A 23761-nucleotide genomic window follows, 5' to 3' on the forward strand; every position below is an offset into this window, starting at 1 on the left:
CAGCTCACCGATCTCGCCCGGATCAAGGCCTCTTCGCACCAGCGACACCTGCCTTCAGCACTCGACCGCCCAGCGCCCCCTGCCTGAAAAAAACAGAGCAGACCCTTCCAGGCCCGCTCCGTTTTCATCTCATCCGCGCGCTTGGCGCAGCGGCTCGATCAGTTGGCCGCCATCGTCTTTACCGCTGCATCGATGTCCGCCTTGAGCTCCTTCAGAATGGCACCGGTACGGCCGCCAACCATGCCAACCAGCTTCTCGGCCAGCGGTTCGGCGCGCTTGCGGAACACTTCGCGCTCGGCATCGGTGAGCGTGACAACCTTCAAATTGGGATTATCCTTGCGCATCTTGTCGACCGCTGCAGCATTCTTCTCCCGCTCCGTCTTCAGAATGTACTGCTGCAGCTCGTCCCGTACCGCTGCGAGCATCTTCTTGCGCTCGGGCGAGAGCGATTCGTAGAAGTCGGCGTTGGCAACCACGGTGGTCGTGTACTCGACGTCACCAACGTAGATCAGATGGTCGGTGACTTCGTGAAACTTGGCGCTCTCGATGAAGAAGGCCGGGTTGACCTGGGCCTGAATGACATTCATCTGCAGACCACCGTAGACCTCGCCCCATGGCAATGCGACCGGGTTCGCACCGTACAGCTTGAACTGCTCGATGAGGATCGGTGAGGTCATCACGCGAAACTTCACGTCACCCAGGTCAGCAGGCGTCCGCACTTCCTTCTTGGTCGTCCAGATCATCTCGCCTTCCGGATAGACCGTAAAGAGCTTGAGTCCCTTGGCCGCGAAGTCCTTTGCCAGCGAGCCATAAAGTGCCTTGCTGTTTGACAGCACGGCAGCCTTCGGCGCATCCGCCTTGGGCAGGAGGAAAGGCAGGCTCAGCACCTGAACCTCGGGCACGAAGGTTCCAAGGTGGCCTGGCGACGCGTTCGAGAACTGAATCGCGCCAGCCGCCGTGAGCTCGGTAAGGTCATTCTCGTTTCCGAGCTGGCCATAGGTGTAGATCGTCACTTTCACCTTGCCGTCGGTGCGCTGCTCGACCAGTTTCTTGAACTGCTCGGCGTACAGCGCCTGAACATCGCCTGGTCCTTCCTCGACCGCGAACTTCCAATCTTCGGCACTTGCAATGCCGACTGTTGCAAGACTGATCGCCGCACCGGCAAACAATTGCTTGAGGGTCTGACTGATGGCCATTGTTTCGTCCTCTGTTCTGAGTGGATTGAGTGGGCCTGGCACCGCCGTTGCGGCAACTCGACACGGATTCGAGATTACGCCGAAGACATCCCCCTGACATTGCACTAGAACACTTTCAATACGCACCAAAATCGAACCCCAGAATGGTGCACATGCACATCAAAGGTGCGATGTCAATATTGTGCTAGTGCATTAGCTTGACACACCCCTCCCACATAGACTGACCCTGTCGAAAAAACGAAATATTGTGACCGCCAGGCCGGCAGATTATTGCCGCGGAATACTTTCATGCACGCAACGCTACGCGGGGAAGCTGCCCTGCAGATAGAGGAGGTACAGATGGACAAAGCGCCCTCGCAGGGTCTGATCCTGCAAACCCTACGTTGCATCGACCAGGGTCTGGCCGTGCTGGAAAAGCAGCTCCTTGCCTGGGCCATCATCCTGATGGCAGTCAATACACTGGGTAACGTCGCAGCCCGCATCGGCTTCAACAGCAGCCTGTTTTTCTCCGAAGAACTCAACCAGTTCCTGATCGTGCTGATCACCTTCGTCGGTACCAGCGCGGCCGCCCGCCAGGGCCGCCACATCCGCATGTCCGCACTGACCGACATGCTTCCCCTCGAACACCGTCGCAGGGCGCTCGCCACGATTCAGGCGCTCACCGCCATCGTGCTCGCGATGCTTGCCTGGTACGCGACAACCTACATCCTGCGCACCCAGGCGATGGGTCGCGTCACCCCGGCACTGCAGTTCCCGATGTGGATCACGCTGTTGTGGATTCCTCTGGGCCTGAGCATCGCAACCCTGCAGTTCGGGCTCACTGCCCTGGTCAATTTGCGTACCCCCGGCAGCGTCCATGTCGCACCCCGTGTGCGTGAGCATGACGAAGTCGACATGCCTTCGATCTAAGAGGACAACACCATGGCGCTCACGATTCTGCTCATCATGCTCCTGATGATGCTGGCGGGTTTCCCGATGATGATACCGATGCTGGTCGCGACTTTCGTGGCCTTCTTCGCGTACTTCCCCAATATCAAGACTGACATCATGGTGCAGCAGATGATCAGCGGCATCAGTCCGGTGGCACTGATCACGGTACCGATGTTCATTCTCGCGGCCGACATCGTCACCCGCGGACGCACCGCGAACCGGCTGCTCGACCTCGCAATGACCTTCTTCGGCCATATCCGTGGCGGCCTGGCGGTGACGGCAGCCGTGGCCTGCACGATGTTCGGCGCGATCTCGGGCTCGACGCAGGCAACCGTGGTCGCAATCGGCGGACCGCTGCGACCACGCATGCTGAAGGCCGGCTACGACGACAAGTTCACGACCGCGCTGATCATCAACGCCTCCGACATCGCCTTCCTGATCCCGCCCAGCATCGGCATGATCGTATTCGGCATCGTCGGCAAGGTGTCGATCGCCGAACTCTTCCTCGCTGGCATCGGCCCCGGACTGCTGATTCTCGCGCTGTTTACCGTGTTCTCGGTGTGGTACGCATGGAAGAAGGACATTCCGCTGCTGCCCCGCTCGAGCTGGGGCGAGCGCCTGCGGGCGATGCGCAAGGCCGCGCTCGCGACCTTCTTCCCGGTGCTGATTGTTGGCGGCCTCTACGGCGGCTTTTTCAGCCCGACCGAGGTCGCAGCGATCGCAGTGCTCTACGCCTTTGTGCTGGAAGTATTCATCTACCGCGCGGTAAAGCTCTCGGACATTCCGAGCATCGCCTATTCGACGGGGCTCATCACCGGCATCGTGTTCATCCTCGTCGGTACCGGTGCGGCCTTCTCGTGGATCATCTCCTTTGCCCAGATCCCGCAGCAGATGATCGCCGCGCTCGGGCTTGCCGAGGCCGGACCCTACACCATCCTGTTCGCCATCTCGGTCGCGTTCTTCATTGGCTGCATGTTCGTCGATCCGATTGTCGTCACCCTGATCATGACGCCGATCTTCATGCCACTGGTGCATTCGGCCGGCATCGACCCTGTGCTCGTCGGCACCATCATCACCATGCAGATGGCCATCGGTTCGTGCACCCCGCCCTTCGGCTGCGACATCTTCACGGCCTGCGCAATCTTCCGCAAACCCTATATGGAAGTGATCCGCGGCACGCCGCCGTTCATCGCAATACTGCTGTTCGCGTCGCTGCTGCTGATCTTCATCCCCGAGATCGCGCTGACCCTGCCCACACTCGCCTATCGCTGACGGGAGAACCCCTTGCGTATCGACATTCTTCCCACCGCTGCACATGCACCCGCTGTCGAGCGTGCCCGGGTCGGCCTGCTTGGACTGGCCACCGATCTCAACAGTGAGGCCGACTTGCGCCGCATGCTGCCCGCCGATATCGGGCTGTACTGCAACCGCGTCAAGCACGCGAACCCGATGACACTGGAAGCGCTGCGCGAGGTCGCCGACGATCTGCCGCGCGCCGGACGCGATCTGCTGCCGGGGCTCACGCTCGACGTCGTCGCATACGGCTGCACCTCGGGCACCATTGCGCTGGGTGAGGCCGAGACACTCGCACTGCTCGGCCGTGCCAAGCCATCGCACCACCAGACCACACCGGTCACCGCGAGCCTCGCGGCGCTGGCGCGGCTCGGCGCACGCCGCGTCTCGATCCTGACCCCCTACCGTGCAGACGTAAACCGCGCGCTTGGCGACTACTACGCAAGCCGCGGGCTGGACGTGCTGAATGTGTCGGGCCTCGACATGGACGACGACTACGCGATGACTGCGATCCCGCCGGAAACGATCGTGGAGGCGGGAATCCGTGCGATGGCCCCCGAGGCCGATGCGCTGTTCATCTCGTGCACTGCGCTGCGTTCGAGCCTCGCCGTGGAAGCGCTCGAGATCGCGCTCGACCGGCCAGTGGTCACCAGCAACCAGGCGATCGTCTGGCACACGCTGGACCTCATCGGCCTCACCGCACCTGCTGCCCCCGGCCGGCTGTTCGACACCCTAGAGGAACGCACACCGCAATGACCCAGGACATCCGACTGATAGACCTCTACCGCGCCCGCCACCGCATCCGCAGCCATGTGCTGCACACCCCGCTCGTAGCCTCCGAAAGCCTGTCCGGCAGGCTTGGCACGCCGGTGCATCTGAAGCTCGAATGCCGCCAGACCACCGGCAGCTTCAAACTGCGCGGGGCGACAAATGCGCTGCTCGCGCTCGACGATGCAGCGCGCGCGCGCGGCGTGATCGGCGTCTCCACCGGAAACCACGGCCGCGCGCTCGCATATGCAGCAAGGCAACTGGGCGTGCGCGCCGTGATCTGCATGTCGCGCCTGGTGCCGTCGAACAAGGTTGAGGCGATCCGCGCACTCGGCGCCGAGGTGCATATCACCGGCGCGAGCCAAGACGAGGCCGAGCAGGAGGTGGCACGCCTCATCGCAGCCGAAGGACTCACCCTGCTGCCGCCCTTCGATCACCCCGACGTGATCGCCGGCCAGGGTACGACCGGCCTCGAGATCCTCGACGACCTGCCGAGTGTCGACACCGTGCTCGTCCCCCTGTCGGGCGGCGGACTGATCGCCGGCGTTGCGCTCGCAATGAAGAGCGCGTCGCGCAACATCCGGGTCATCGGCGTCACCATGGAACGGGGTTGTGCAATGCACGCCAGCCTCGCCGCCGGCCGGCCGGTGCAGGTCGAAGAACTGGAGACACTTGCCGATTCACTGGGTGGCGGCATCGGCCTGGACAATCGCCACACCTTCCGCATGGCCCAGGAACTTGTCGATGAGACAGTGCTAGTCTCTGAAGAAGCGATCGCGCGCGCGATCAGGCATGCCTATCGCGAGGAGCGGCTCATCCTCGAAGGCAGCGGAGCCGTCGGCATCGCGGCGCTGCTGAGCGGGTGCGTCGCCAACACCGGCACCACTGTTGTTGTCGCCAGCGGACAGAACATCGACATGGCGCTGCATCGGAAGCTCATCTGCGAACAGCTTGATGACGACGCCACGTAAGCCAGTAACCACGCCAGCCCCGAACGGCCATCGGGCGCAGGGCTGAGGGAGGAGCATTCCATGATGGAGCAATGGCGAAAGGCGCTGGACGCAGCGCGCGGCGGGGAGTCGAAGTACAAGATCCTCGTGCAGGCGATCGCCGCCGACATCGAGAGCGGCGCGCTTCCCGAGGGCACCCGCCTGCCACCGCAACGCGAAGTCGGCCACAAGCTCGGCATCAGCGTGCAGACGGTCACCAACACCTACAAGGAGCTTGAGCAGACGGGCGTGATCCGATGTGAGGTCGGGCGCGGGAGTTTTGTCGCAAAGCGCGTCACCGAGAAGGTCGCGAGCTACATGCTTGATCGCGCCGAACGTTCATTGATCGACTTTTCCATTGCCCGCATGGTGTACACCGACGCGCATGAAGATGCGTGGCGGGAGGCGTGTGCAGCCCTCGCAGCCCAGCCGGAACAGCCGTGGATGCGCGCCTGCCGGCCGATTGCCGGCTTTGAGCACCACCGCGCAGCGGGCGTCGAGTGGGTCGCGGGGCTGGGGGTCGAGGCTTCGATTGAAACGCTGCTGATCACGAACGGCGCCTCGCATGCGCAGTTCCTCGCCCTCGCCTCACTGGTGAGCCCCGGCGACACCGTTCTCACCGACAGCATCACCGACCATGGCGTGATCGGTTCGGCACAGGTGCTGGGCTTCACCCTCAAGGGGCTGGACTCCGACGAGTACGGTATCCAGCCCGACCATTTCGAAGACATGTGCGCCAATGAGCGGATCACCGCACTGGTGTGCACGCCGAACCTGAACAACCCCACCGGCGCCCTGATGTCGGACTCGCGTCGGCGTGCAATCGCCCGCATCGCAGAGCGTTACGGCGTGTATGTGATCGAGGACGACGTGTTCGGGCCATTGCTCACCCAGCGCCCGCACCCCATCACCAGTCATATTCCGGAACTGGGCTTCTATCTGACGAGCTTCACGAAGTCCGTACTGACGGGACTTCGCACCGGCTACCTCAGGATGCCACGGCGTCTCGCACTGCGTGTAGAGAGCATTCTGCGCGTCAACTGCTGGATGGCGACCCCCTTGCTCGCCGAGGTCGCGACACGCTGGATCGCAGACGGCACCGCGTCCCGGCTGGTCGCCTTGCAGCGCGAGCACCTTGCGCTGCGCCACCGGATGGTCGAGGAGCATCTCGGCGAATTTACCCTGTCGAATCACCCCGCAGCATTGTCCGCATGGGTGGGGGTGCCGAAGCACTGGCAGCTCGACAGCCTGGTAGAACAGTTGCGCCATCACCTCGTCGCAGTCACATCGCCTGACCCTTTCCTGACCCTCGGCACGCCGCGTCCGAACGCCATTCGCATCTGCCTTGGAGCGGACGACAGTGACGTCCGGATCAACGGTGCGCTGGCGACAACAGCAGACATTTTCCGCCAGTATCCGCAGGTTCACCACTACCTGTGAACGTCCGCCGGCCGGTCGGGGCGCACGCCTCGCCAGCCCCGGCGCCGCAACGCGCCTGCAGCAATGGCAGAATATTTTGCGCATTGCACTAGGACACGCAGAACCCCCGATTCGCCCTCCTACACTGGACCTCAATCCCCGGCGCACCGGCCGGGCTTATCCGGACCAAAGAGGGCTGCATGTCGAAAGTCATTCTGCTGAGCGAATCCGATCTGCGCGCATGCGTCACGCTCGACGCGGCCGCAGTCGACTGCATCGAAAACGCGTTCCGCCTGCTCGCCACCGAGAAGGTCGTCATGCCGCCGATCCTGCGGCTCGACATCGAGGCGCACAACGGCGAAGTCGATGTAAAGACCGCCTACCTGCCGGGCCTCGACAGCTTTGCGATCAAGATGAGTCCGGGCTTCTTCGACAACCCCAGGCTTGGCCTGCCCAGCCTCAATGGCTTGATGGTGCTGCTCTCAGCCCGCACCGGCGTGCCCGAGGCGCTTCTGCTCGACAACGGCTACCTGACAGCGGTCCGTACCGCATCCGCAGGCGCTGTCGCCGCCCGCTGGCTGTCACGCGAGGATGCACGCCGTGCCGCCGTGATCGGCGCTGGCGAGCAGGCGCGACTGCAGCTGAAGGCGCTGACCCTGGTACGCGAGATCACATCGGCCACGGTGTGGGCACCGCGCGCCGAGGCCGCACAGCGTTTCGCCGAAGAGATGACGCACGCGCTGGGCTTCCCGGTGAGCGCCTGCGAAAACATCGATGCAGCGCTCGACGGCGCCGACGTGGCGATCACGACGACGCCCAGCCATGCGCCGCTGATCGAGGCACGCCACCTGCACCCCGGTCTGCACATCACCGCGATGGGCTCGGATGCCGAACACAAGAACGAGATCGCCCCCGCCGCGCTGACCGCAGCACGCTATGTCGCTGACCGCCTCGCCCAGGTGCGCGTGCTCGGCGAACTGCATCACGCCATCGAGGCCGGCGTCGTCGCCGCTGACGCGCACTTTCCCGAGCTTGGTCAGGTCATCGCCGGGCAGACGCCGGGCCGCACGCAGCGCGACGAAGTGACGATCTGCGACCTCACCGGCACCGGCGCCCAGGACACCGCCATTGCGACCCTCGCCTTCTCGCGGGCCGTCGCCGGCGGGTATGGCACCGCATTCGAATCCTGATACCGCGCCAGACCGGAGAGCGCCCATGCCCGACCACATCAACCTGCCTTTCGAACGCACCGAGTACGCCAGCCGTCTCGCCAGAACCCGTGCCGCGATGGATGCACGCGGCATCGAGGTGCTGATCGTCACCGACCCGACCAACATGAACTGGCTCACCGGGTACGACGGCTGGTCCTTCTATGTGCACCAGTGCGTGATCGTCGGCCCCGAGGGCGAGCCGGTGTGGTTCGGTCGCGGGCAGGATGCCAACGGCGCGCGCCGCACCGCCTGGATCGCCGAAGCCAACATCGTCGGCTACCCGGACCACTACGTGCAGTCACCCGAGCGCCACCCGATGGACTACCTCGCCAGCGGGCTCATCGCCGCACGCGGCTGGGCCGGCAAGCGCATCGGGGTCGAGCTCGACAACTACTACTTCTCCGCTGCCGCCTACCTGTCGCTGGCGAAGAACCTGCCGCAGGCCAGCCTTGTCGACGCCACCGCGCTGGTGAACTGGCAGCGCGCCGTGAAGTCGCCGCGCGAGATCGAATACATGCGCATCGCCGCGAAAATCGTCGAGCGCATGCACCAGACCATCGTCGACACCATCGAGCCCGGCATGCGCAAGAACGAGCTTGTCGCCCGCATCTACGCCGCCGGCATCGAAGGCGCTGACGGCCACGGCGGCGACTACCCGGCCATCGTGCCGCTGCTGCCCACCGGGGCCGACGCCGCCGCGCCGCACCTGACCTGGGACGACAGCCCGATGCGCTCGGGTGCCGGCACCTTCTTCGAGATCGCCGGCTGCTACCGCCGCTACCACTGCCCGCAATCGCGCACCGTCTTCCTCGGCCGCCCGCCCAAGCACTTCATCGAGGCCGAGAAAGCCGTGGTCGAAGGCATCCACGCCGGCCTCGACGCTGCCCGCCCGGGCAACACCTGCGAACACATCGCCAACGCCTTCTTCAAGGTGCTGCAGCGCTACGGCATCGAGAAGAACAGCCGCTGCGGCTACCCGATCGGCGCGAGCTACCCGCCCGACTGGGGCGAACGCACCATGAGCCTCAGACCCGGCGACCGTACCGAACTGCGACCCGGCATGACCTTCCACTTCATGCCCGGCATCTGGGAGGACGACTGGGGCCTCGAGATCACCGAAAGCATCCTCATCACCGAAACCGGCGTCGAGACCCTGTGCAACACGCCACGACAACTCTTCGTCAAGGAATGAGCGCGGGAGCCCCCGCTGCGACCAGGAAAAGGAGAAACCCATGCCACAAGACGTAAACCTGCCTTTTGAGCGCGCCGAATACACGGCCCGTCTCGCCAAGACCCGCGCCGCGATGGAGGCACGCGGCATCGAGGTGCTGATCGTCACCGACCCGACCAACATGTACTGGCTCACCGGTTACGACGGCTGGTCCTTCTATGTGCACCAGTGCGTGATCGTCGGCCCTGAGGGCGACCCGGTGTGGTTCGGCCGTGGCATGGACGGTAACGGCGCCGACCGCACCGTCTATATGTCGGCCGCGGACATCGTGCGCTACCCCGACCAGTACGTTCAGTCGACCGAACGCCACCCGATGGACTACCTCGCCAGCGAGCTCATCGCCGCGCGCGGCTGGGCCGGCAAGCGCATCGGGGTCGAGCTCGACAACTACTACTTCTCCGCTGCCGCCTACCTGTCGCTGGCGAAGAACCTGCCGCAGGCCAGCCTTGTCGACGCCACCGCACTGGTGAACTGGCAGCGCGCCGTGAAATCGCCGCGCGAGATCGAATACATGCGCATCGCCGCGAAAATCGTCGAGCGCATGCACCAGACCATCGTCGACACCATCGAGCCCGGCATGCGCAAGAACGAGCTTGTCGCCCGCATCTACGCCGCCGGCATCGAAGGCGCTGACGGTCACGGCGGCGACTACCCGGCCATCGTGCCGCTGCTGCCCACCGGGGCCGACGCCGCCGCACCGCACCTGACCTGGGACGACAGCCCGATGCGCTCGGGTGCCGGCACCTTCTTCGAGATCGCCGGCTGCTACCGCCGCTACCACTGCCCGCAGTCGCGCACCGTCTTCCTCGGCCGCCCGCCCAAGCACTTCATCGAGGCCGAGAAAGCCGTGGTCGAAGGCATCCACGCCGGCCTCGACGCTGCCCGCCCGGGCAACACCTGCGAGCACATCGCCAACGCCTTCTTCAAGGTGCTGCAGAGCTACGGCATCGAGAAGAACAGCCGCTGCGGCTACCCGATCGGCGCGAGCTACCCGCCCGACTGGGGCGAACGCACCATGAGCCTCAGACCCGGCGACCGCACCGAACTGCGTCCCGGCATGACCTTCCACTTCATGCCCGGCATCTGGGAAGACGACTGGGGCCTCGAGATCACCGAAAGCATCCTCATCACCGAAACCGGCGTCGAGACCCTGTGCAACACGCCGCGCAAACTCTTCGTCAAGGAATGAGCGCAATGAAACCCTCCCCGATCAGTGCCTCGGTCGACTTTGAGCGCGACGGCGTGCAGCACGGCTTTCTGAAGCTGCCCTATTCGCGCGACGACGCCGCATGGGGCGCGGTGATGATTCCGGTCACGGTGGTCCGCAATGGCGACGGTCCCACTGCGCTCCTGACCGGCGGCAACCATGGCGACGAATACGAAGGCCCGATCGCACTCACCAAGCTCGCAGCGACGCTCTCTGCCAACGACGTGCGTGGCCGCGTGATCATCGTGCCCTACATGAACTATCCGGCCTTCCGCGCCGGCACGCGTACGTCGCCGATCGACCGCGGCAACCTCAACCGCAGCTTTCCGGGCAGGCCGGACGGCACGGTCACCGAGAAGATCGCCGATTACGTGCAGCGCCATCTGCTGCCGCTCGCCGACTACGTGCTGGACATCCACTCCGGCGGCAAGACCTTGGATTTCCTGCCGTTCGCCGCCATCCACGTGCTCGACGACAAGGGCCAGCAGGCGCGCTGCGAGACCGCAATGCAGGCCTTCAATGCGCCCTACTCCATGCGCCTGCTCGAACTCGACAGCGTCGGCATGTTCGACACCGCAGCGGAATCCGCCGGCAAGGTCTTCGTCTCGACCGAACTCGGCGGCGGCGGCAGCGCGACGGCCAGGAGCGCCGCAATCGCTGACCGTGGCGTGCGCCAGTTCCTGATTCACGCCGGCATCTGCGCAGGCCGCGTCGAGCATCGCGACACCATCACCCTCGACATGCCCGACGGCGACTGCTATGTGACCAGTCTGCACGACGGCCTGCTCGAGATGTGCCGCGACCTCGGCGACCGCATCGAACAGGACGAGGTGGTCGCGCGCGTGCATGACGTGACCCGCACCGGCGAACCCCCTGTCGAGTACCGCGCGCGCCGCAGCGGCATCCTTGCTGCACGCCACTTCCCCGGGCTGATCACCCGCGGCGACACCCTCGCGGTGGTCGCCGAAATCGTTGCCTGACCCATCCGCAACCGCACCCGAAACACACCCCCCAAGGAGAAAGAAACATGAACGAATTCAAGAATGCAGGTACTGGCTCGGTATGGGCTGGCGAAGAACACCTTTTCGCCGAGGGCGCCATCTGCCTGCCGGTCTATAACTCGGTCACCTTCGGCTATGACGACATGGACGAATGGCACCAGGTCGGCATGGGCAAGAAGAAGGGTCACATCTACTCGCGCAACACCAACCCCACGGTGCGTCCGCTCGAAGAGAAGATCCGCATCATGGACGGCGGCGAAGAAGCCACCAGCTTCTCCACCGGCATGGCAGCGATCAGCAACACGCTGTTCGCGCTGCTCGCCCCGGGTGATCGCGTGGTCGCGATCAAGGACACCTACGGCGGTTCGAACAAGATCTTCATCAAGTTCCTGCCTCGCCTCAAGGTCGACGTATGCCTGGTAGACACCAGCGATTTCGAGGCCATCGAACGCGAAGTGAAGAAGGGCTGCAAGGTGCTCTACCTCGAGACGCCGACCAACCCGACGCTGAAGATCGTCGACATCGAGCGCCTGGCGAAGATGGCACACGAACACGGCGCCATCGTCGTCGTCGACAACACTTTCGCCACCCCGATCAACCAGCGCCCGATCAGCCTGGGTGCCGACATCGTCGTCTACAGCGCCACCAAGTACCTCAACGGCCACTCCGACGTCATGGGCGGACTGGCCGTGGGCAAGAAGGAACTGATCGACCAGATCTTCCATTATCGCGAGATCACCGGCGCCACCCTGCACCCGCAGTCGGCGTACATGATCCTGCGCGGCATGAAGACGCTGGAACTGCGCATCGCGCGCCACAATGAAAACGCGATGAAGGTCGCCACCTTCCTGTCGCAGCACCCGAAGGTCGATCAGGTCTTCTACCCGGGTCTGGAAACGCACCTCAACCACGACATCGCCAAGAAGCAGATGCGCGGCTTTGGCGGCATGCTGAGCTTCTCCCTGAAGGGCGGCTTCGAGAACGTGGTGACCCTGCTGGAAAACCTCAAGTACGCGCACAAGGCCGCCAGTCTGGGTTCGGTGGGCACGCTCGTCGGCCCGCCGCGCACCACCAGCCACGTCGAGCTGACCGAGCAGGAACGTGCCAACGCCGGCATCCCCGAGAGCCTCATCCGCTACTCGGCCGGTATCGAGAACAGCGACGACCTGCTGGCCGACCTCGAGCAGGCGCTGGCGAAGATCTGAGGCGCAAGCCACAGCCTTCCCAATCGCTTCGAGCCCCGCGGCGCCCACTGCCCCCAAGGCAGGCGGGCGCCGCGGGCGCTTCCACCCTCCCCCACACGCCGGGCGGCGCCCGTTCGTCCGCATGGAGATCTTGCAATGAGTCAGACAGTTGAAGTGAAAGTGCCCGACATCGGCGACTACGATGCCGTGCCGGTAATCGAGTTGTTCGTGAAGGCCGGCGACAGCATCAATGTCGATGACGCCATCTGCACGCTGGAATCCGACAAGGCGACCATGGACGTGCCCTCGAGCGCGACCGGCGTGGTCAGGGAGGTCAGGGTCGCCGTCGGAGACAAGGTCGCCGAAGGCAGCGTGCTGATCACGGTCGAGGCAGCTGCCGCGGCAGCAACTGTGGCTGCGTCGGCCGCGGCCACAGTTGCTGCGCCAGACGCAGCGGCACCGGCCACACCGGCAGCGACGAGCCATGCTGGCGCCGCCGACATCGAGTGCGACATGCTGGTGCTCGGCGCCGGCCCCGGCGGCTACTCGGGCGCCTTCCGCGCCGCCGACCTCGGCCTCAGGACGGTGATCGTGGAACGTTATGCGACGCTCGGCGGCGTGTGCCTGAACGTCGGCTGCATCCCCTCCAAGGCCTTGCTGCATGTCGCCGAGGTGATGGACGAGGCCGGGCATCTGGGCAGCACGGGGGTCAGCTTCGCCAGGCCCGTGGTCGATGTGGATGCGCTTCGAAAGCACAAGGACGGCGTGATCGGCAAGCTCACGGGCGGCCTCGCGGGCATGGCCAAGGCCCGCAAGGTCGAGACCGTGCGCGGCTACGGCCACTTCCTCGACCCCAACCACGTGGAAGTGGAGCTCACCACCGGCGACGGTCAGGAGAAAACCGGCGAGAAGAAGGTCATCCGCTTCAGGCAGTGCATCATCGCAGCCGGTTCGTCGGCAGTGCACCTGCCCTTCATTCCGGAGGATCCGCGCATCGTCGACTCGACCGGTGCGCTCGAACTGCGCTTCGTGCCGAAGAAGATGCTGGTCATCGGCGGCGGCATCATCGGGCTGGAGATGGCGACGGTCTATTCTTCGCTCGGCGCCCGGATCGACGTGGTCGAGATGCTCGACGGGCTGATGCAGGGGCCGGACCGTGACGCGGTCAAGGTGTGGGAGAAGCAGAACGCCCAGCGCTTCGACGCGGTCATGCTCAAGACCCGGACGGTCGCGGTCGAGGCCAGGGAGGATGGCCTGTACGTAAACTTCGAGGGTGACAACGCACCGCAGGGCCCGCAGCGCTACGACATGATCCTGCAGTCGGCCGGGCGAGCGCCCAACGGCAACAGGATCGGGGCCGGCAAGGCGGGAGTGATCGTCGGCGAGCGCGGCTTCATTCCGGTCGATGCACAGATGCGCACCAACGTGCCGCACATCTTCGCCATCGGCGATATCGTCGGACAGCCGATGCTCGCCCACAAGGCGGTGCACGAGGCACACGTGGCCGCCGAAGTGGCCGCGGGCCAGAAGTCGTCCTTCGATGCCGCGGTGATCCCGGGCGTGGCCTACACCCATCCGGAAGTGGCCTGGGTCGGCTACACCGAAGCCCAGGCCAAGGCCGAGGGCAGGAAGGTCGAGACCGCCAGATTCCCGTGGGCGGCCTCGGGGCGGGCGATCGCAAACGGCGCCGACTACGGCTTCACCAAGCTGATCTTCGATGCGGACACGCACCGTGTGATCGGCGGCACCATCGTCGGCCCCTCGGCCGGCGACATGATCGGTGAAGTCTGTCTCGCCATCGAGATGGGCGCGGACGCCGTCGATATCGGCAAGACCATCCACCCGCACCCGACCCTGGGCGAGACGATAGGCATGGCAGCGGAAGTGGCCCACGGCAGCTGTACCGACCTGCCGCCAATGCGCAGGAAGTAAGGCTGCAGTCAGTCATTCCGAAGGGGGCGCCACGGCGCCCCCTTTTCCGTGCAGGCACACACGCGACCTTCCGGGCAAGGCCCGGCACGCTGTACCCGGGCAGTCCGCAGCCACTGCCACCGCCCGTCAAAGAACACTGAACACAGTGTCCTAGGTCATTCGCCCGGCTATCCCACCCCCCCTAAACTGCATTTCATCAACGATCGCGCAAACGGCCAGCCCCGCATCGCGATGCCCGAGTTAACACCAAAGGAAGCGCGCCCATGACACACCACCCGTCGCCCACGAACAAGACCTTCGGTCCCGACGCCGATGCCGATGAGACCCAGGACTGGCTCGACAGCCTCGCTGAAGTGGTCGAACGCGACGGACTCGGTCGCGCCGAATACCTGCTTGATCGCCTGATCGAATCCGGCCGCTGCGCGGGTGGACGCTTCCACACCCGGCACACCACGCCGTACCGCAACACCATCGGCGTCGATGCGCAGCCGCCCTACCCCGGCGACATCGACATGGAAGCCCGGATCACGGCCATCCACCGCTGGAATGCGCTGGCCATGGTGTCGCGCGCCAACAAGGCGCATGCCGAGCTTGGCGGCCATATCGCGACCTATGCTTCGATCGCGGATCTGTTCGAGGTCGGCTTCAACCACTTCTTCCGCGGCCGCACCGACACCCATCCGGGCGATCTGGTCTATTTTCAGGCGCACGCCTCACCGGGTGTGTATGCACGCGCCTTCCTCGAAGGACGCCTGTCCGAAGACCGCCTCGAACATTTCCGTCGTGAAGTCTCAGGCGGCATCGGCCGTGGCCTGTCGTCCTATCCGCACCCGACGCTAATGCCTGATTTCTGGCAGTTCCCGACCGGCTCGATGGGTCTTGGCCTGATCAGCGCGATCTACCAGGCGCGCTTCCAGCGCTACCAGGAACACCGCGGCATTGCCGCGCCGAGCGATCGCAGGGTGTGGGCCTTCGTTGGCGATGGCGAGATGGACGAGCCCGAGTCGCTGGCCGGCATTTCGCTGGCCGCACGCGAGCAGCTCGACAACATGGTGCTCGTGGTCAACTGCAACCTGCAGCGCCTCGACGGCCCGGTGCGCGGCAATGGCAACGTGGTGCAGGAACTCGAAACGCTGTTCGCCGGTGCAGGCTGGAACGTCATCAAGTGCCTGTGGGGCAGCAACTGGGATGTGCTCTTTGCTCGCGACCGCGAGGGCTGGATTCTGAAGCGCATGGCCGAAGCCGTTGATGGCGAGTTCCAGAAGCTCTCCGCCACCGACGGTCACTACAACCGCGAGCATTTCTTCTCGCGCTATCCCGAGCTGGCAGCGCTGGTCGCGAACATGTCCGACCACGAGATTGACGCGCTCAAGCGCGGCGGTCACGACCCCAGCAAGGTCTACGCTGCCTACGCCGCAGCCGTGGCCCATCGCGGCCAGCCGACGGTGATTCTTGCGCAGACCACCAAGGGCTACGGCATGGGTGCCTCAGGCCAGGGCGCCAATACCTCGCACCAGACCAAGAAGCTCGCCCGCGCCGACCTCGAACGCTTCCGCGAGCGCTTCGGGCTGCCGCTGTCCGACCAGGACCTCGACGAGCTGCGCTACTTCCATCCGGGCGAGAACAGCCCCGAGGTGAAGTACCTGCAGGCGCGCCGTGCTGCGCTCGGCGGCTACGTGCCTTCGCGCAGCCGGGAGGCGCAGCCGGTCGCCCTGTCACAACCCGACATCTACGTTCCTTTCCATGCGGACTCGGGCGAGCGTGAGATCTCGACCACGATGACGCTGGTGCGCCTGCTCAACAAGCTGATGCGCGACAGCCAGCTCGGCCCGCGCATCGTGCCGGTGGTCGCCGACGAGGCCCGCACCTTCGGCATGCAGGACATGTTCCGCCAGTTCGGCATCTACTCGCCCTGGGGGCAACAATACACGCCGCAGGACAGCGATCAGCTCGCGTTCTACCGTGAGGACGTCAAGGGCCAGATCCTGGAGGAAGGCATCTCCGAGGCGGGCTCGATGGCCTCCTGGATCGCCGCCGGCACGGCCTACTCGCACAGCAACGAGCCGATGCTGCCGTTCTACATCTTCTACTCGATGTTCGGCTTCCAGCGCGTCGCCGACCTGATCTGGAACGCAGCCGATTCGCAGGCGCGTGGCTTCCTGCTCGGCGCCACCGCCGGGCGCACCACGCTGTCGGGCGAAGGCCTGCAGCACGAGGACGGCCAGAGCCACATCTACGCGGCAACGATTCCGACCTGCCGCGCCTACGATCCGGCCTACGGCTACGAGGTGGCGGTGATCGTCGAAGACGGCGTGCGCAAGATGATGAGCGAGGCCGACAACGGCTTCTACTACATCACCCTGTACAACGAAAACTATCCCCAGCCGGCCATGCCGGTCGGTGCCGAAGAAGGCATCCGTCGCGGCCTCTACCGTCTGCGCGGCAGCGCGGCCGACGACCGGCCGCGTGCCCAGCTCATTGGCAGCGGCAGCATCCTGCGTCAGGTCATCGCTGCGTCCGATCTCCTCGAGCAGGAATTCGGCATCGCCACCGACGTGTGGAGTGCAACCAGCTTTGGCGAACTGCGCAAGGACGGCATCGACTGCGACCGCTGGAACCTGCTGCACCCCGAGGCAACACCGCGCGAACCCTGGGTCACGACCCAGCTCGCCGGTGGTGGCCCGGTGGTGGCTGCCACCGACTTCGTTCGCAGCTATGCCGACCTGGTTCGCAACTGGGTTCCTGGCCACTACACCGTGCTCGGCACCGACGGTTTCGGTCGCTCGGACACCCGGGTGGCCCTGCGCGACTTCTTCGAAATCGATGCACGCTACATCGCCCTCGCCACGGTCCAGAGCCTGGTCGCCGAAGGCGCCCTGCCCGCGGACAGCCTGAAGGGGCTGCTCGAGCGCCTTGGCATCGACGCCGACAAACCCAGCCCGCTCGGCTACTAAGCCGCAATTCGACATCAGGAAACCGTTATGACCCAAGCCCTGGAAATATTTGTCCCGGACATCGGCGACTACAACGACGTGCCGGTGATCGAGGTGCTGGTGCAAGCTGGCGATTCGATCAGGGCCGACGAACCCATCGTCACCCTGGAGTCGGACAAGGCCACGATGGACGTGCCGTCTCCGCACACCGGCATCGTGCGCGAAGTGCGGGTGAAGGTGGGCGACCGCCTGTCCAAAGGCAGCCTGCTGATCACGATGGACGCCTCCGCTGACGCAGCTGCCGCGCCCGCGCAAACGGACGCCCCCACAGAGCCGGCGAGCACGCCCGCCGCGCCAGCGCCCGTGGTCGCAGCGCAGTCCGCGTCCTCTCCGTCCGCGCCAGCCGTGCCGGTCTCGTCATCAGCCCCGGCCGCCGTGCCCGCGCCGCCCCTTCCGGCGGGCGGCAAGGTGCACGCCAGCCCCTCGGTTCGTCACTACGCGCGCGAGCTTGGCGTCGACCTCGCAACAGTGCGCCCCAGCGGGCGCAACGGCCGGATCACGCGGGAAGATGTGAGCGCTCACATCAAGGCCTCGATGCAGTCCGGCATCGTGCCGGGCAAGACACCGGCAGCCGCCAGCGCAGGCAGTGGGCTCGACCTGCTGCCCTGGCCCAAGGTCGATTTCGCGAAGTTCGGCCCCGTGGAATCGATGCCGCTGTCGCGCATCAAGAAGATCTCGGGCGCCAACCTGTCGCGCAACGCCATCGTCATCCCTCACGTAACCAACTTCGACGAGGCCGACATCACCGACCTCGAGGCCTTCCGCATCGCCCTCAACTCGGAAAACGAAAAAAGCGGCAAGAAGCTCACCATGCTCGCCTTCCTGATCAAGGCCTGCGTTTCGGCCCTGAAGGCATTCCCCGAGTTCAATGCCAGCCTCGACGGCGAGAACCTCGTCTACAAGCGCTACTTCCATATCGCCTTCGCGGCCGATACGCCCAACGGCCTCGTCGTGCCGGTGATCCGCGACGCCGACCGCAAGGGCCTCCACGACATCGCGGCAGAGGCTGCCGCGCTTGCGAAAAAGGCTCGCGACGGCAAGCTCGGCCCCGCAGACATGTCGGGCGGATGCTTCACCGTATCGAGCCTCGGCGGCATCGGCGGGACCGGATTCACGCCAATCATCAACGCCCCCGAAGTCGCGATTCTCGGCGTCACGCGTGCGCAGATGAAACCGGTCTGGGACGGCAAACAGTTCGTGCCGCGCCTGATCCTGCCCCTGTGCCTGTCATGGGACCACCGCGTCGTCGACGGGGTGCTCGCCGCGCGCTTCCTCGTGCATCTGCAACGCATACTCGGCGATTTTCGGCGTATCAGCCTGGACGGCTGAGTACGCCGGGAAGCCGCCTCGTGTTGCTGCACTGCGGCCCACGTTCATGGTGGGCCGCAGTGCAGTCGTGGTCAGGACAGAATTCCCCCTTCGCATGCGTTAAGGCGCCAACTGGGCGCGGAAGGGGCGATGAAACGGCCCACGCTCGCGACAGAAGTGGTCAGTGCAGGTCGGGGCAAGGCGACTGCTGTGAGGCAGCACAGGCCGGAACGGGTCTGGTCTGTTTGAATACGATAAGCATCCCGCGCGCACAACTCGACTTGGATGGCGGATACATAATATTTATAATTACGTGAAACGTGACCTGCATCAAGGCAATTAAAATCCGGCAGGGATAAAAACATGTACGGGACAAACAACATCAAGGCGCCATGAAGAGCCATACAAACGAAAACATTCTTCCAGCCAATCCGCGATTTCATTTGCCGCGTGGCGACGGGCTTTTTCAGCCCATTGCTTTTGCATTCGTCACCGAGCAGATGCACCAGGCCATCTTGCTCGAGCGCAGGGCAATACTCGATGCAACGCCGCCTCAGAACCTGGCCAGTCAGCAGAAGCTGCTGGATCGCTACGATCCCAAAGCCAGCGCGCAGGCGTTCGAAGGCGTGCTTGGCCTGTTCGGAATCTCCAAGGGCAAATAGCCCAGGGTGACCCCAGTTGGTCCGCACCGACAGTCAGGCGAGCAAACACCTGCTCGCCTTTCGTTTCTCTCCCACTTTTTCCTGCAAGCCTGACACCAGCCACCGTTCCATGGCATCCGCGCTACGGATGAACCGGCACTGAGCACCCGCACAAGCCAGCAATCTGCCGCACCCGATCCATCTCCATAACGACACGGCTTCAAGCTCGGCGACCTCGCACTCTTAAAGCTGCATGTAAAATATTGCTTTATTCCTGACAGCGCTTTACGATAAAGCCACATTCCATGCACACCTTGAGTGTGCATCGTCAGGCCCGGCTCGACCCTCATCCAGCGCAGATGCGCGAGGCACGGTGGCACGGCAGCGACGCCGCCCGACAGGGGCCGCTGGGCGGTATTGTGAGGAGGCGCGACATGATTACCATCGCAGAGCCCGAAACGAGACCCACGGGTCCGGACGCTATCGACAAATGGACAAACGAGCGGGTCACGTGGATTCACTACTGGACGCCGACCTTGCTGTCGTTTCGCACGACCCGGTATCGCGCTTTCCGTTTCACGCCCGGGCACTATGCCCGGCTTGGACTGGGCGCAGCGGATGACCTCGTCTGGCGCCCCTACTCGCTGGTGTCGGCCCACTATCACGACTACCTGGAGTTCGTCGCGGTGCTAGTGCCCGGCGGCGAATTTTCGGCGCGTCTGGCACAGCTTCGGGTCGGTGACGAGATCGCCGTCGAGAAGGCCTGCTTCGGTTTCCTGACCACCCCGCAACTCGCGCCGGGGCGCGACCTGTGGATGCTGGCCTCAGGGACCGGGCTCGGCCCCTTCATCTCGATCCTGCGCGACCCGGCACAGTGGGAGGCCTTCGAGCGCCTGATCGTCGTTCATAGCGTGCGCCACGCCGACGAACTCACCTATCGTGACGAGATCGCGGCGATGCCGGACGAAGCCCTGTGTGCCGATGCGCGGGCAAAGCTCAGCTACATTCCCATCGTGACCCGGGACGCCGACGCTAAGGAACTCAGTGATCGCATTCCGCGCCTGCTTGCCGACGGTCGGCTCGAGGCGCACGCGCAGCGACCGATACGGGTGGAGGACAGCCGCGTGATGGTGTGCGGAAACCCGGAAATGGGACGTGAGCTGCGTCAATTGCTTGCCACACGCGGGTTCGCCACCAGCCGTCGCGGCGCCCCCGGCCAGATGGCATTCGAGAAATACTGGTAGCGGCGTACGGCGCTAGTACGCGCGCGACGATCCCGACCCTGCGGGCCCGCTCCGCTGCCGCGATGCCATTTCGGTGATGAAGGCATCGCGCCCTCTGGCGAGCACTGGCGTCAGGCGCGCCCTCAGTTCCGCCAGCATTGCAACACGGCGGGCCTTCATCGCGTGGGCCGGAAAGACCAGAACCTGATCGGGCAAAGGGAAGATGTGTCGGGTCAGGCTGTCGTACAGCTCGGCCGGATTCGCCTCGCTGCCCTCAGCGGAACAACTGCCCAGGTCGAAGGTGTCACCACACATGAGCCGGTCGTGCCACAGGTAGCTGACGCAGTTCGACGTGTGGCCCGGGGTGGCAAGCACGCGTATGACCTGCGTCCCGAATGTCAGCACATCGCCATGAACCACCCGGCGCACCGCATCTGATCCATTGCGCGCGGCTTCACCGCTCACCAGCACAGCACCGGTTCGCTCGCACAAGGCGGCACAGTTCCCGGTGTCGTTCGCATGCACATGGGTGCGCAACACCATGACCAGGCGCAGGCCGCTCTCGGTGAGCAGCGCGAGGATCAGTTCGGTTTCGCCTGCTGGCGGGTCGATAACGACTGCAACTCCGTCAGCGGAATCACCCAGCACATAGCCAATCTGGCCGGTCGCGTGCCCCTCGACCGGCCTGAAGATCACGGGAACACCGTTCGCGATCATGGTCGTCTGGCTCAGGCTGCGCCGCGCAGACCGAGAACCCACTCCGTCATCTTGCGATTGGCTTCCGGCATCGGCGCTTCCAGGAAGCTGATGACGAAGCGGTCCGGCAGTTCGGCGATACCGATCGAGCGCGGCCGGACGGCCATCATTGCCGGGTCGGGCAACTTGGGGCCGAAACAGAAGATCAGGTTCTTCGCCGCAAGGATGTCCGGACGGATCTCTCCCCCCTGCACCGTGGTGTGGGCGAAGTGATCGAAGATCGCAATCATCGCGACGCCCGGATCCACCTCTGCCTTCGCCTCCAGGGCTCGTAGCAGTTCGTCGAGGTGGGCGTGAGGGGTTTCGCTCTTTTCGAGCTCCAGAACGTGGATGGGGTATTTGTCTGCGAGGAGCTTGTTCTTCATGGCTGGGTTCCTGTCAAAGAGACCGGCGCAATTCGGCCAGGCAACAGGCCTCTATCAAGTCTCGTGCCACTCCTCCGTCATCAACAAAGATGTTCTTCAACAGACACTTGCAGAATCCCGGCGCAAACAGCCCCGAAAACCGCCACTGCCATTTCGGCAGCGAATGGCAGAAAAACAGGCGTGATGGCGGTTCGCGCGACGGGTTTCGCGAAACCTGCCTCAGGAAATTCCCCACAAAAACAAAGCGCTCTGGCACCCCCGTCGTGGTTCGGGAATTCAGGCACATGCCTTGCTGTTGGAATGACGGAGGCACAGCACATCGCGTGTGCCCCGGCAATCGCAAGGCGCCGGCACGGAAGATGAGACAGCCGGCACTGCCCCTAGAGGAGAATGATCATGGAAAACGAACAACAAGCCAGCTTCCCACAACTGAACGCCCCCGCGCCCGCCTTCAACGCCAAGACCACGCATGGCGACCGCAAGCTGGAGGACTACCGTGGCAAGTGGCTGATCCTGTTCTCGCATCCGGCAGACTTCACCCCGGTATGCACGACGGAATTCATCGGCTTCGCCAATGCCGCGCCGAAGTTTTCCGAAATGGGCTGCGAACTGCTTGGCCTGTCGATCGACAGCCTGTTCTCGCACCTCGCATGGACCCGCAACATCAAGGAGAAATTCGGCGTCGAGATCCCCTTCCCGATCATCGAAGACATCAAGATGGACGTCGCCCGCGCCTACGGCATGGTGCATCCGGGCGCAGCCGACACGCAGGCCGTGCGCGCGACCTTCTTCATTGATCCCAATGGCATTCTGCGGGCAATGGTCTACTATCCGATGAGCAATGGTCGCAGCATCGACGAGTTCGTCCGCCTGCTGCAGGCACTGCAGACCTCCGATGCAAATGGTGTCGCCACGCCCGAGAACTGGTGTCCGGGCAAACCCGTCATCGTGCCGCCACCAAAGACCGCAGATGCTGCGAACAAACGGGCTTCCGAAGGTTACGACACGGTCGACTGGTACTACTCGACCAAGTCCTTGTAAGCCCTGAAAGCCGGTTCGCATGCACCCGTGTGCGAACCGGCCGGGGGTCGAACCTCAACATTGAATCGGAGTATCAAACCGTGACCGCCTCTGCATCAGTCAAACCACATCCGGGCGCTGAATCAAGGCTTGAGCACTTCCCGGTTGCCCTTTTTTCCACCGTAATGGGGATGGCCGGACTGAGCATTGCCTGGATCAAGGCCGCCCATGTCGGCGGCGCCCCCGCGGTGATCGGCGAATCGCTGCGCCTGCTCACGAGCGGCCTGTATGTCTTACTGCTCATCGTGTACGCGATGAAGCTGCTCCGCCATCCGGACGCCGTCGCCGCCGAACACGCGCACCCGGTGCGGCTGAACTTCTTTCCCGCCATATCCATCGGCCTCATCCTGCTGTCTATCGCCTGGACATCGACTGCGCCCGGCGTTGCGCGGTACATGTGGGGCGTGGGCGCGATCGCCCACCTGCTGTTCACGCTGTCCGCGATGAGCAACTGGATTCACCATACGCATTACGACATCAAGCACGCCAACCCCGCGTGGTTCATTCCGGTGGTGGGCAATATCCTGGTGCCGATTGCCGGCGCACGCTATGCACCGCCCGACATCAGCTGGTTCTTCTTCAGCATCGGGCTGGTGTTCTGGCTGGTGCTCCTGACCATCGTGCTCTATCGCCTGTTCTTCCATGAAGCGCTTCCGGCACGCCTCACACCCACCCTGTTCATCCTTATCGCACCGCCGGCAGTGGGTTTCATCTCCTATCTCGCGCTGACCGATTCACTCGATGGCGCGGCGCGCGTGCTGTACTTCGTTGCGCTCTTCCTCACCCTGCTGCTGGCAAGCAACGCCCTGCGCTTCCTGCGCCTGCCTTTCTTCATCTCGGCCTGGGCCTACTCTTTCCCTCTGGCTGCGATGGCGATCGCCACCTTCGAAATGCATGTGCGCAGCGGCCTCGTTTTCTATGCCGGCCTTGGGTGGGCCCTGCTCGCCTTGCTGTCAGCGGTGGTGATCGTGCTGAGCTGGAAAACACTGATCGCCGCGAAACGGGAGCAGATCTGCGTACCCGAGTAAATGCGG

Annotated in this window: 20 protein-coding genes; 17 read left to right on the forward strand and 3 right to left on the reverse strand. The window is 64.3% G+C overall.

The features are described 5' to 3' along the window. Positions 1-158 precede the first annotated feature (158 nt). A complete protein-coding gene (gene dctP, locus AC22G6_RS13025) occupies positions 159-1196 on the reverse strand; it encodes a TRAP transporter substrate-binding protein DctP (protein WP_108974176.1) in 1038 nt (345 codons plus the stop codon). Positions 1197-1535: 339 nt separating this feature from the next. On the opposite strand from dctP, the gene AC22G6_RS13030 reads away from it, so the two are divergent. The 15 genes from AC22G6_RS13030 (at position 1536) to AC22G6_RS13100 (ending at position 20547) form a co-directional block, all read left to right on the forward strand. Continuing rightward, entirely contained in the window at positions 1536-2105 is a 570-nt protein-coding gene (locus tag AC22G6_RS13030) for a TRAP transporter small permease (protein ID WP_487367120.1), read from the forward strand. Between the two features lie 12 nt (positions 2106-2117). Then, the gene (locus AC22G6_RS13035; protein ID WP_108974172.1) at positions 2118-3398 is read left to right on the forward strand and encodes a TRAP transporter large permease; all 1281 of its coding nucleotides are present in this window, start codon (positions 2118-2120) and stop codon (positions 3396-3398) included. Between the two features lie 12 nt (positions 3399-3410). Continuing rightward, entirely contained in the window at positions 3411-4175 is a 765-nt protein-coding gene (locus AC22G6_RS13040; RefSeq protein ID WP_487367121.1) for a maleate cis-trans isomerase family protein, read from the forward strand. Further along, the gene (eutB, locus tag AC22G6_RS13045) at positions 4172-5158 is read left to right on the forward strand and encodes a hydroxyectoine utilization dehydratase EutB (RefSeq protein ID WP_487367122.1); all 987 of its coding nucleotides are present in this window, start codon (positions 4172-4174) and stop codon (positions 5156-5158) included. Before AC22G6_RS13040 ends, eutB begins: the two co-directional genes overlap by 4 nt. A gap of 60 nt (positions 5159-5218) precedes the next feature. Continuing rightward, positions 5219-6616 (forward strand): MocR-like ectoine utilization transcription factor EhuR, encoded by a 1398-nt coding sequence (gene ehuR, locus AC22G6_RS13050; RefSeq protein ID WP_487367123.1) that lies wholly within the window; start codon positions 5219-5221, stop codon positions 6614-6616. 179 nt (positions 6617-6795) lie between these two features. Next, positions 6796-7785 (forward strand): cyclodeaminase, encoded by a 990-nt coding sequence (locus AC22G6_RS13055; protein ID WP_487367124.1) that lies wholly within the window; start codon positions 6796-6798, stop codon positions 7783-7785. A 25-nt stretch (positions 7786-7810) separates the two neighbouring features. Beyond that, positions 7811-8998: an ectoine hydrolase DoeA gene (gene doeA, locus AC22G6_RS13060; protein ID WP_487367125.1), complete on the forward strand. Its 1188-nt coding sequence runs from the start codon at positions 7811-7813 to the stop codon at positions 8996-8998. Between the two features lie 40 nt (positions 8999-9038). After that, positions 9039-10226, forward strand: coding sequence for an ectoine hydrolase DoeA (doeA, locus tag AC22G6_RS13065; protein ID WP_487367126.1), 1188 nt, complete (start codon positions 9039-9041; stop codon positions 10224-10226). Between the two features lie 5 nt (positions 10227-10231). Beyond that, complete coding sequence (doeB, locus tag AC22G6_RS13070) at positions 10232-11224, forward strand: N(2)-acetyl-L-2,4-diaminobutanoate deacetylase DoeB (RefSeq protein WP_487367127.1); 993 nt, start codon at positions 10232-10234, stop codon at positions 11222-11224. Between the two features lie 47 nt (positions 11225-11271). Then, the gene (locus AC22G6_RS13075) at positions 11272-12450 is read left to right on the forward strand and encodes a cystathionine gamma-synthase family protein (RefSeq protein WP_487367128.1); all 1179 of its coding nucleotides are present in this window, start codon (positions 11272-11274) and stop codon (positions 12448-12450) included. A 135-nt stretch (positions 12451-12585) separates the two neighbouring features. After that, the gene (gene lpdA / locus AC22G6_RS13080; protein ID WP_487367129.1) at positions 12586-14361 is read left to right on the forward strand and encodes a dihydrolipoyl dehydrogenase; all 1776 of its coding nucleotides are present in this window, start codon (positions 12586-12588) and stop codon (positions 14359-14361) included. A gap of 263 nt (positions 14362-14624) precedes the next feature. Then, complete coding sequence (gene aceE, locus AC22G6_RS13085; protein ID WP_487367130.1) at positions 14625-17315, forward strand: pyruvate dehydrogenase (acetyl-transferring), homodimeric type; 2691 nt, start codon at positions 14625-14627, stop codon at positions 17313-17315. Positions 17316-17342: 27 nt separating this feature from the next. Further along, positions 17343-18683, forward strand: a complete 1341-nt coding sequence (aceF, locus tag AC22G6_RS13090; RefSeq protein WP_487367131.1) for a dihydrolipoyllysine-residue acetyltransferase — start codon at positions 17343-17345, stop codon at positions 18681-18683. 371 nt (positions 18684-19054) lie between these two features. Next, the gene (locus tag AC22G6_RS13095) at positions 19055-19324 is read left to right on the forward strand and encodes a hypothetical protein (RefSeq protein ID WP_487367132.1); all 270 of its coding nucleotides are present in this window, start codon (positions 19055-19057) and stop codon (positions 19322-19324) included. Positions 19325-19737: 413 nt separating this feature from the next. Further along, a complete protein-coding gene (locus AC22G6_RS13100) occupies positions 19738-20547 on the forward strand; it encodes a ferredoxin--NADP reductase (RefSeq protein WP_487367133.1) in 810 nt (269 codons plus the stop codon). Between the two features lie 12 nt (positions 20548-20559). On the opposite strand, the gene AC22G6_RS13105 is transcribed toward AC22G6_RS13100, so the two are convergent. After that, complete coding sequence (locus AC22G6_RS13105; RefSeq protein ID WP_487367134.1) at positions 20560-21243, reverse strand: MBL fold metallo-hydrolase; 684 nt, start codon at positions 21241-21243, stop codon at positions 20560-20562. A gap of 11 nt (positions 21244-21254) precedes the next feature. Continuing rightward, positions 21255-21647: a DUF6858 family protein gene (locus tag AC22G6_RS13110; RefSeq protein WP_487367135.1), complete on the reverse strand. Its 393-nt coding sequence runs from the start codon at positions 21645-21647 to the stop codon at positions 21255-21257. A gap of 396 nt (positions 21648-22043) precedes the next feature. Between AC22G6_RS13110 and AC22G6_RS13115 the strand changes: the two genes are divergently transcribed. Together AC22G6_RS13115 and AC22G6_RS13120 are read left to right on the forward strand one after the other, a co-directional pair. Further along, a complete protein-coding gene (locus AC22G6_RS13115; protein WP_487367136.1) occupies positions 22044-22688 on the forward strand; it encodes a peroxiredoxin in 645 nt (214 codons plus the stop codon). An 80-nt stretch (positions 22689-22768) separates the two neighbouring features. Next, on the forward strand, positions 22769-23755 hold the full coding sequence (locus AC22G6_RS13120; RefSeq protein WP_487367137.1) for an SLAC1 anion channel family protein: 987 nt from the start codon (positions 22769-22771) through the stop codon (positions 23753-23755). Positions 23756-23761: the final 6 nt, after the last annotated feature.

The sequence above is a fragment of the Parazoarcus sp. PS-13 R2A genome, from assembly GCF_057621855.1.

Excerpts from the sequence above, each read along its gene's own strand:
- dctP (WP_108974176.1), bottom strand. The coding sequence starts at position 1,196 with ATGGCCATCAGTCAGACCCTCAAGCAATTGTTTGCCGGTGCGGCGATC.
- AC22G6_RS13030 (WP_487367120.1), top strand. The coding sequence starts at position 1,536 with ATGGACAAAGCGCCCTCGCAGGGTCTGATCCTGCAAACCCTACGTTGC.
- AC22G6_RS13035 (WP_108974172.1), top strand. The coding sequence starts at position 2,118 with ATGGCGCTCACGATTCTGCTCATCATGCTCCTGATGATGCTGGCGGGT.
- eutB (WP_487367122.1), top strand. The coding sequence starts at position 4,172 with ATGACCCAGGACATCCGACTGATAGACCTCTACCGCGCCCGCCACCGC.
- ehuR (WP_487367123.1), top strand. The coding sequence starts at position 5,219 with ATGATGGAGCAATGGCGAAAGGCGCTGGACGCAGCGCGCGGCGGGGAG.
- AC22G6_RS13055 (WP_487367124.1), top strand. The coding sequence starts at position 6,796 with ATGTCGAAAGTCATTCTGCTGAGCGAATCCGATCTGCGCGCATGCGTC.
- doeA (WP_487367125.1), top strand. The coding sequence starts at position 7,811 with ATGCCCGACCACATCAACCTGCCTTTCGAACGCACCGAGTACGCCAGC.
- doeA (WP_487367126.1), top strand. The coding sequence starts at position 9,039 with ATGCCACAAGACGTAAACCTGCCTTTTGAGCGCGCCGAATACACGGCC.
- doeB (WP_487367127.1), top strand. The coding sequence starts at position 10,232 with ATGAAACCCTCCCCGATCAGTGCCTCGGTCGACTTTGAGCGCGACGGC.
- AC22G6_RS13075 (WP_487367128.1), top strand. The coding sequence starts at position 11,272 with ATGAACGAATTCAAGAATGCAGGTACTGGCTCGGTATGGGCTGGCGAA.
- lpdA (WP_487367129.1), top strand. The coding sequence starts at position 12,586 with ATGAGTCAGACAGTTGAAGTGAAAGTGCCCGACATCGGCGACTACGAT.
- aceE (WP_487367130.1), top strand. The coding sequence starts at position 14,625 with ATGACACACCACCCGTCGCCCACGAACAAGACCTTCGGTCCCGACGCC.
- aceF (WP_487367131.1), top strand. The coding sequence starts at position 17,343 with ATGACCCAAGCCCTGGAAATATTTGTCCCGGACATCGGCGACTACAAC.
- AC22G6_RS13095 (WP_487367132.1), top strand. The coding sequence starts at position 19,055 with ATGAAGAGCCATACAAACGAAAACATTCTTCCAGCCAATCCGCGATTT.
- AC22G6_RS13100 (WP_487367133.1), top strand. The coding sequence starts at position 19,738 with ATGATTACCATCGCAGAGCCCGAAACGAGACCCACGGGTCCGGACGCT.
- AC22G6_RS13105 (WP_487367134.1), bottom strand. The coding sequence starts at position 21,243 with ATGATCGCGAACGGTGTTCCCGTGATCTTCAGGCCGGTCGAGGGGCAC.
- AC22G6_RS13110 (WP_487367135.1), bottom strand. The coding sequence starts at position 21,647 with ATGAAGAACAAGCTCCTCGCAGACAAATACCCCATCCACGTTCTGGAG.
- AC22G6_RS13115 (WP_487367136.1), top strand. The coding sequence starts at position 22,044 with ATGGAAAACGAACAACAAGCCAGCTTCCCACAACTGAACGCCCCCGCG.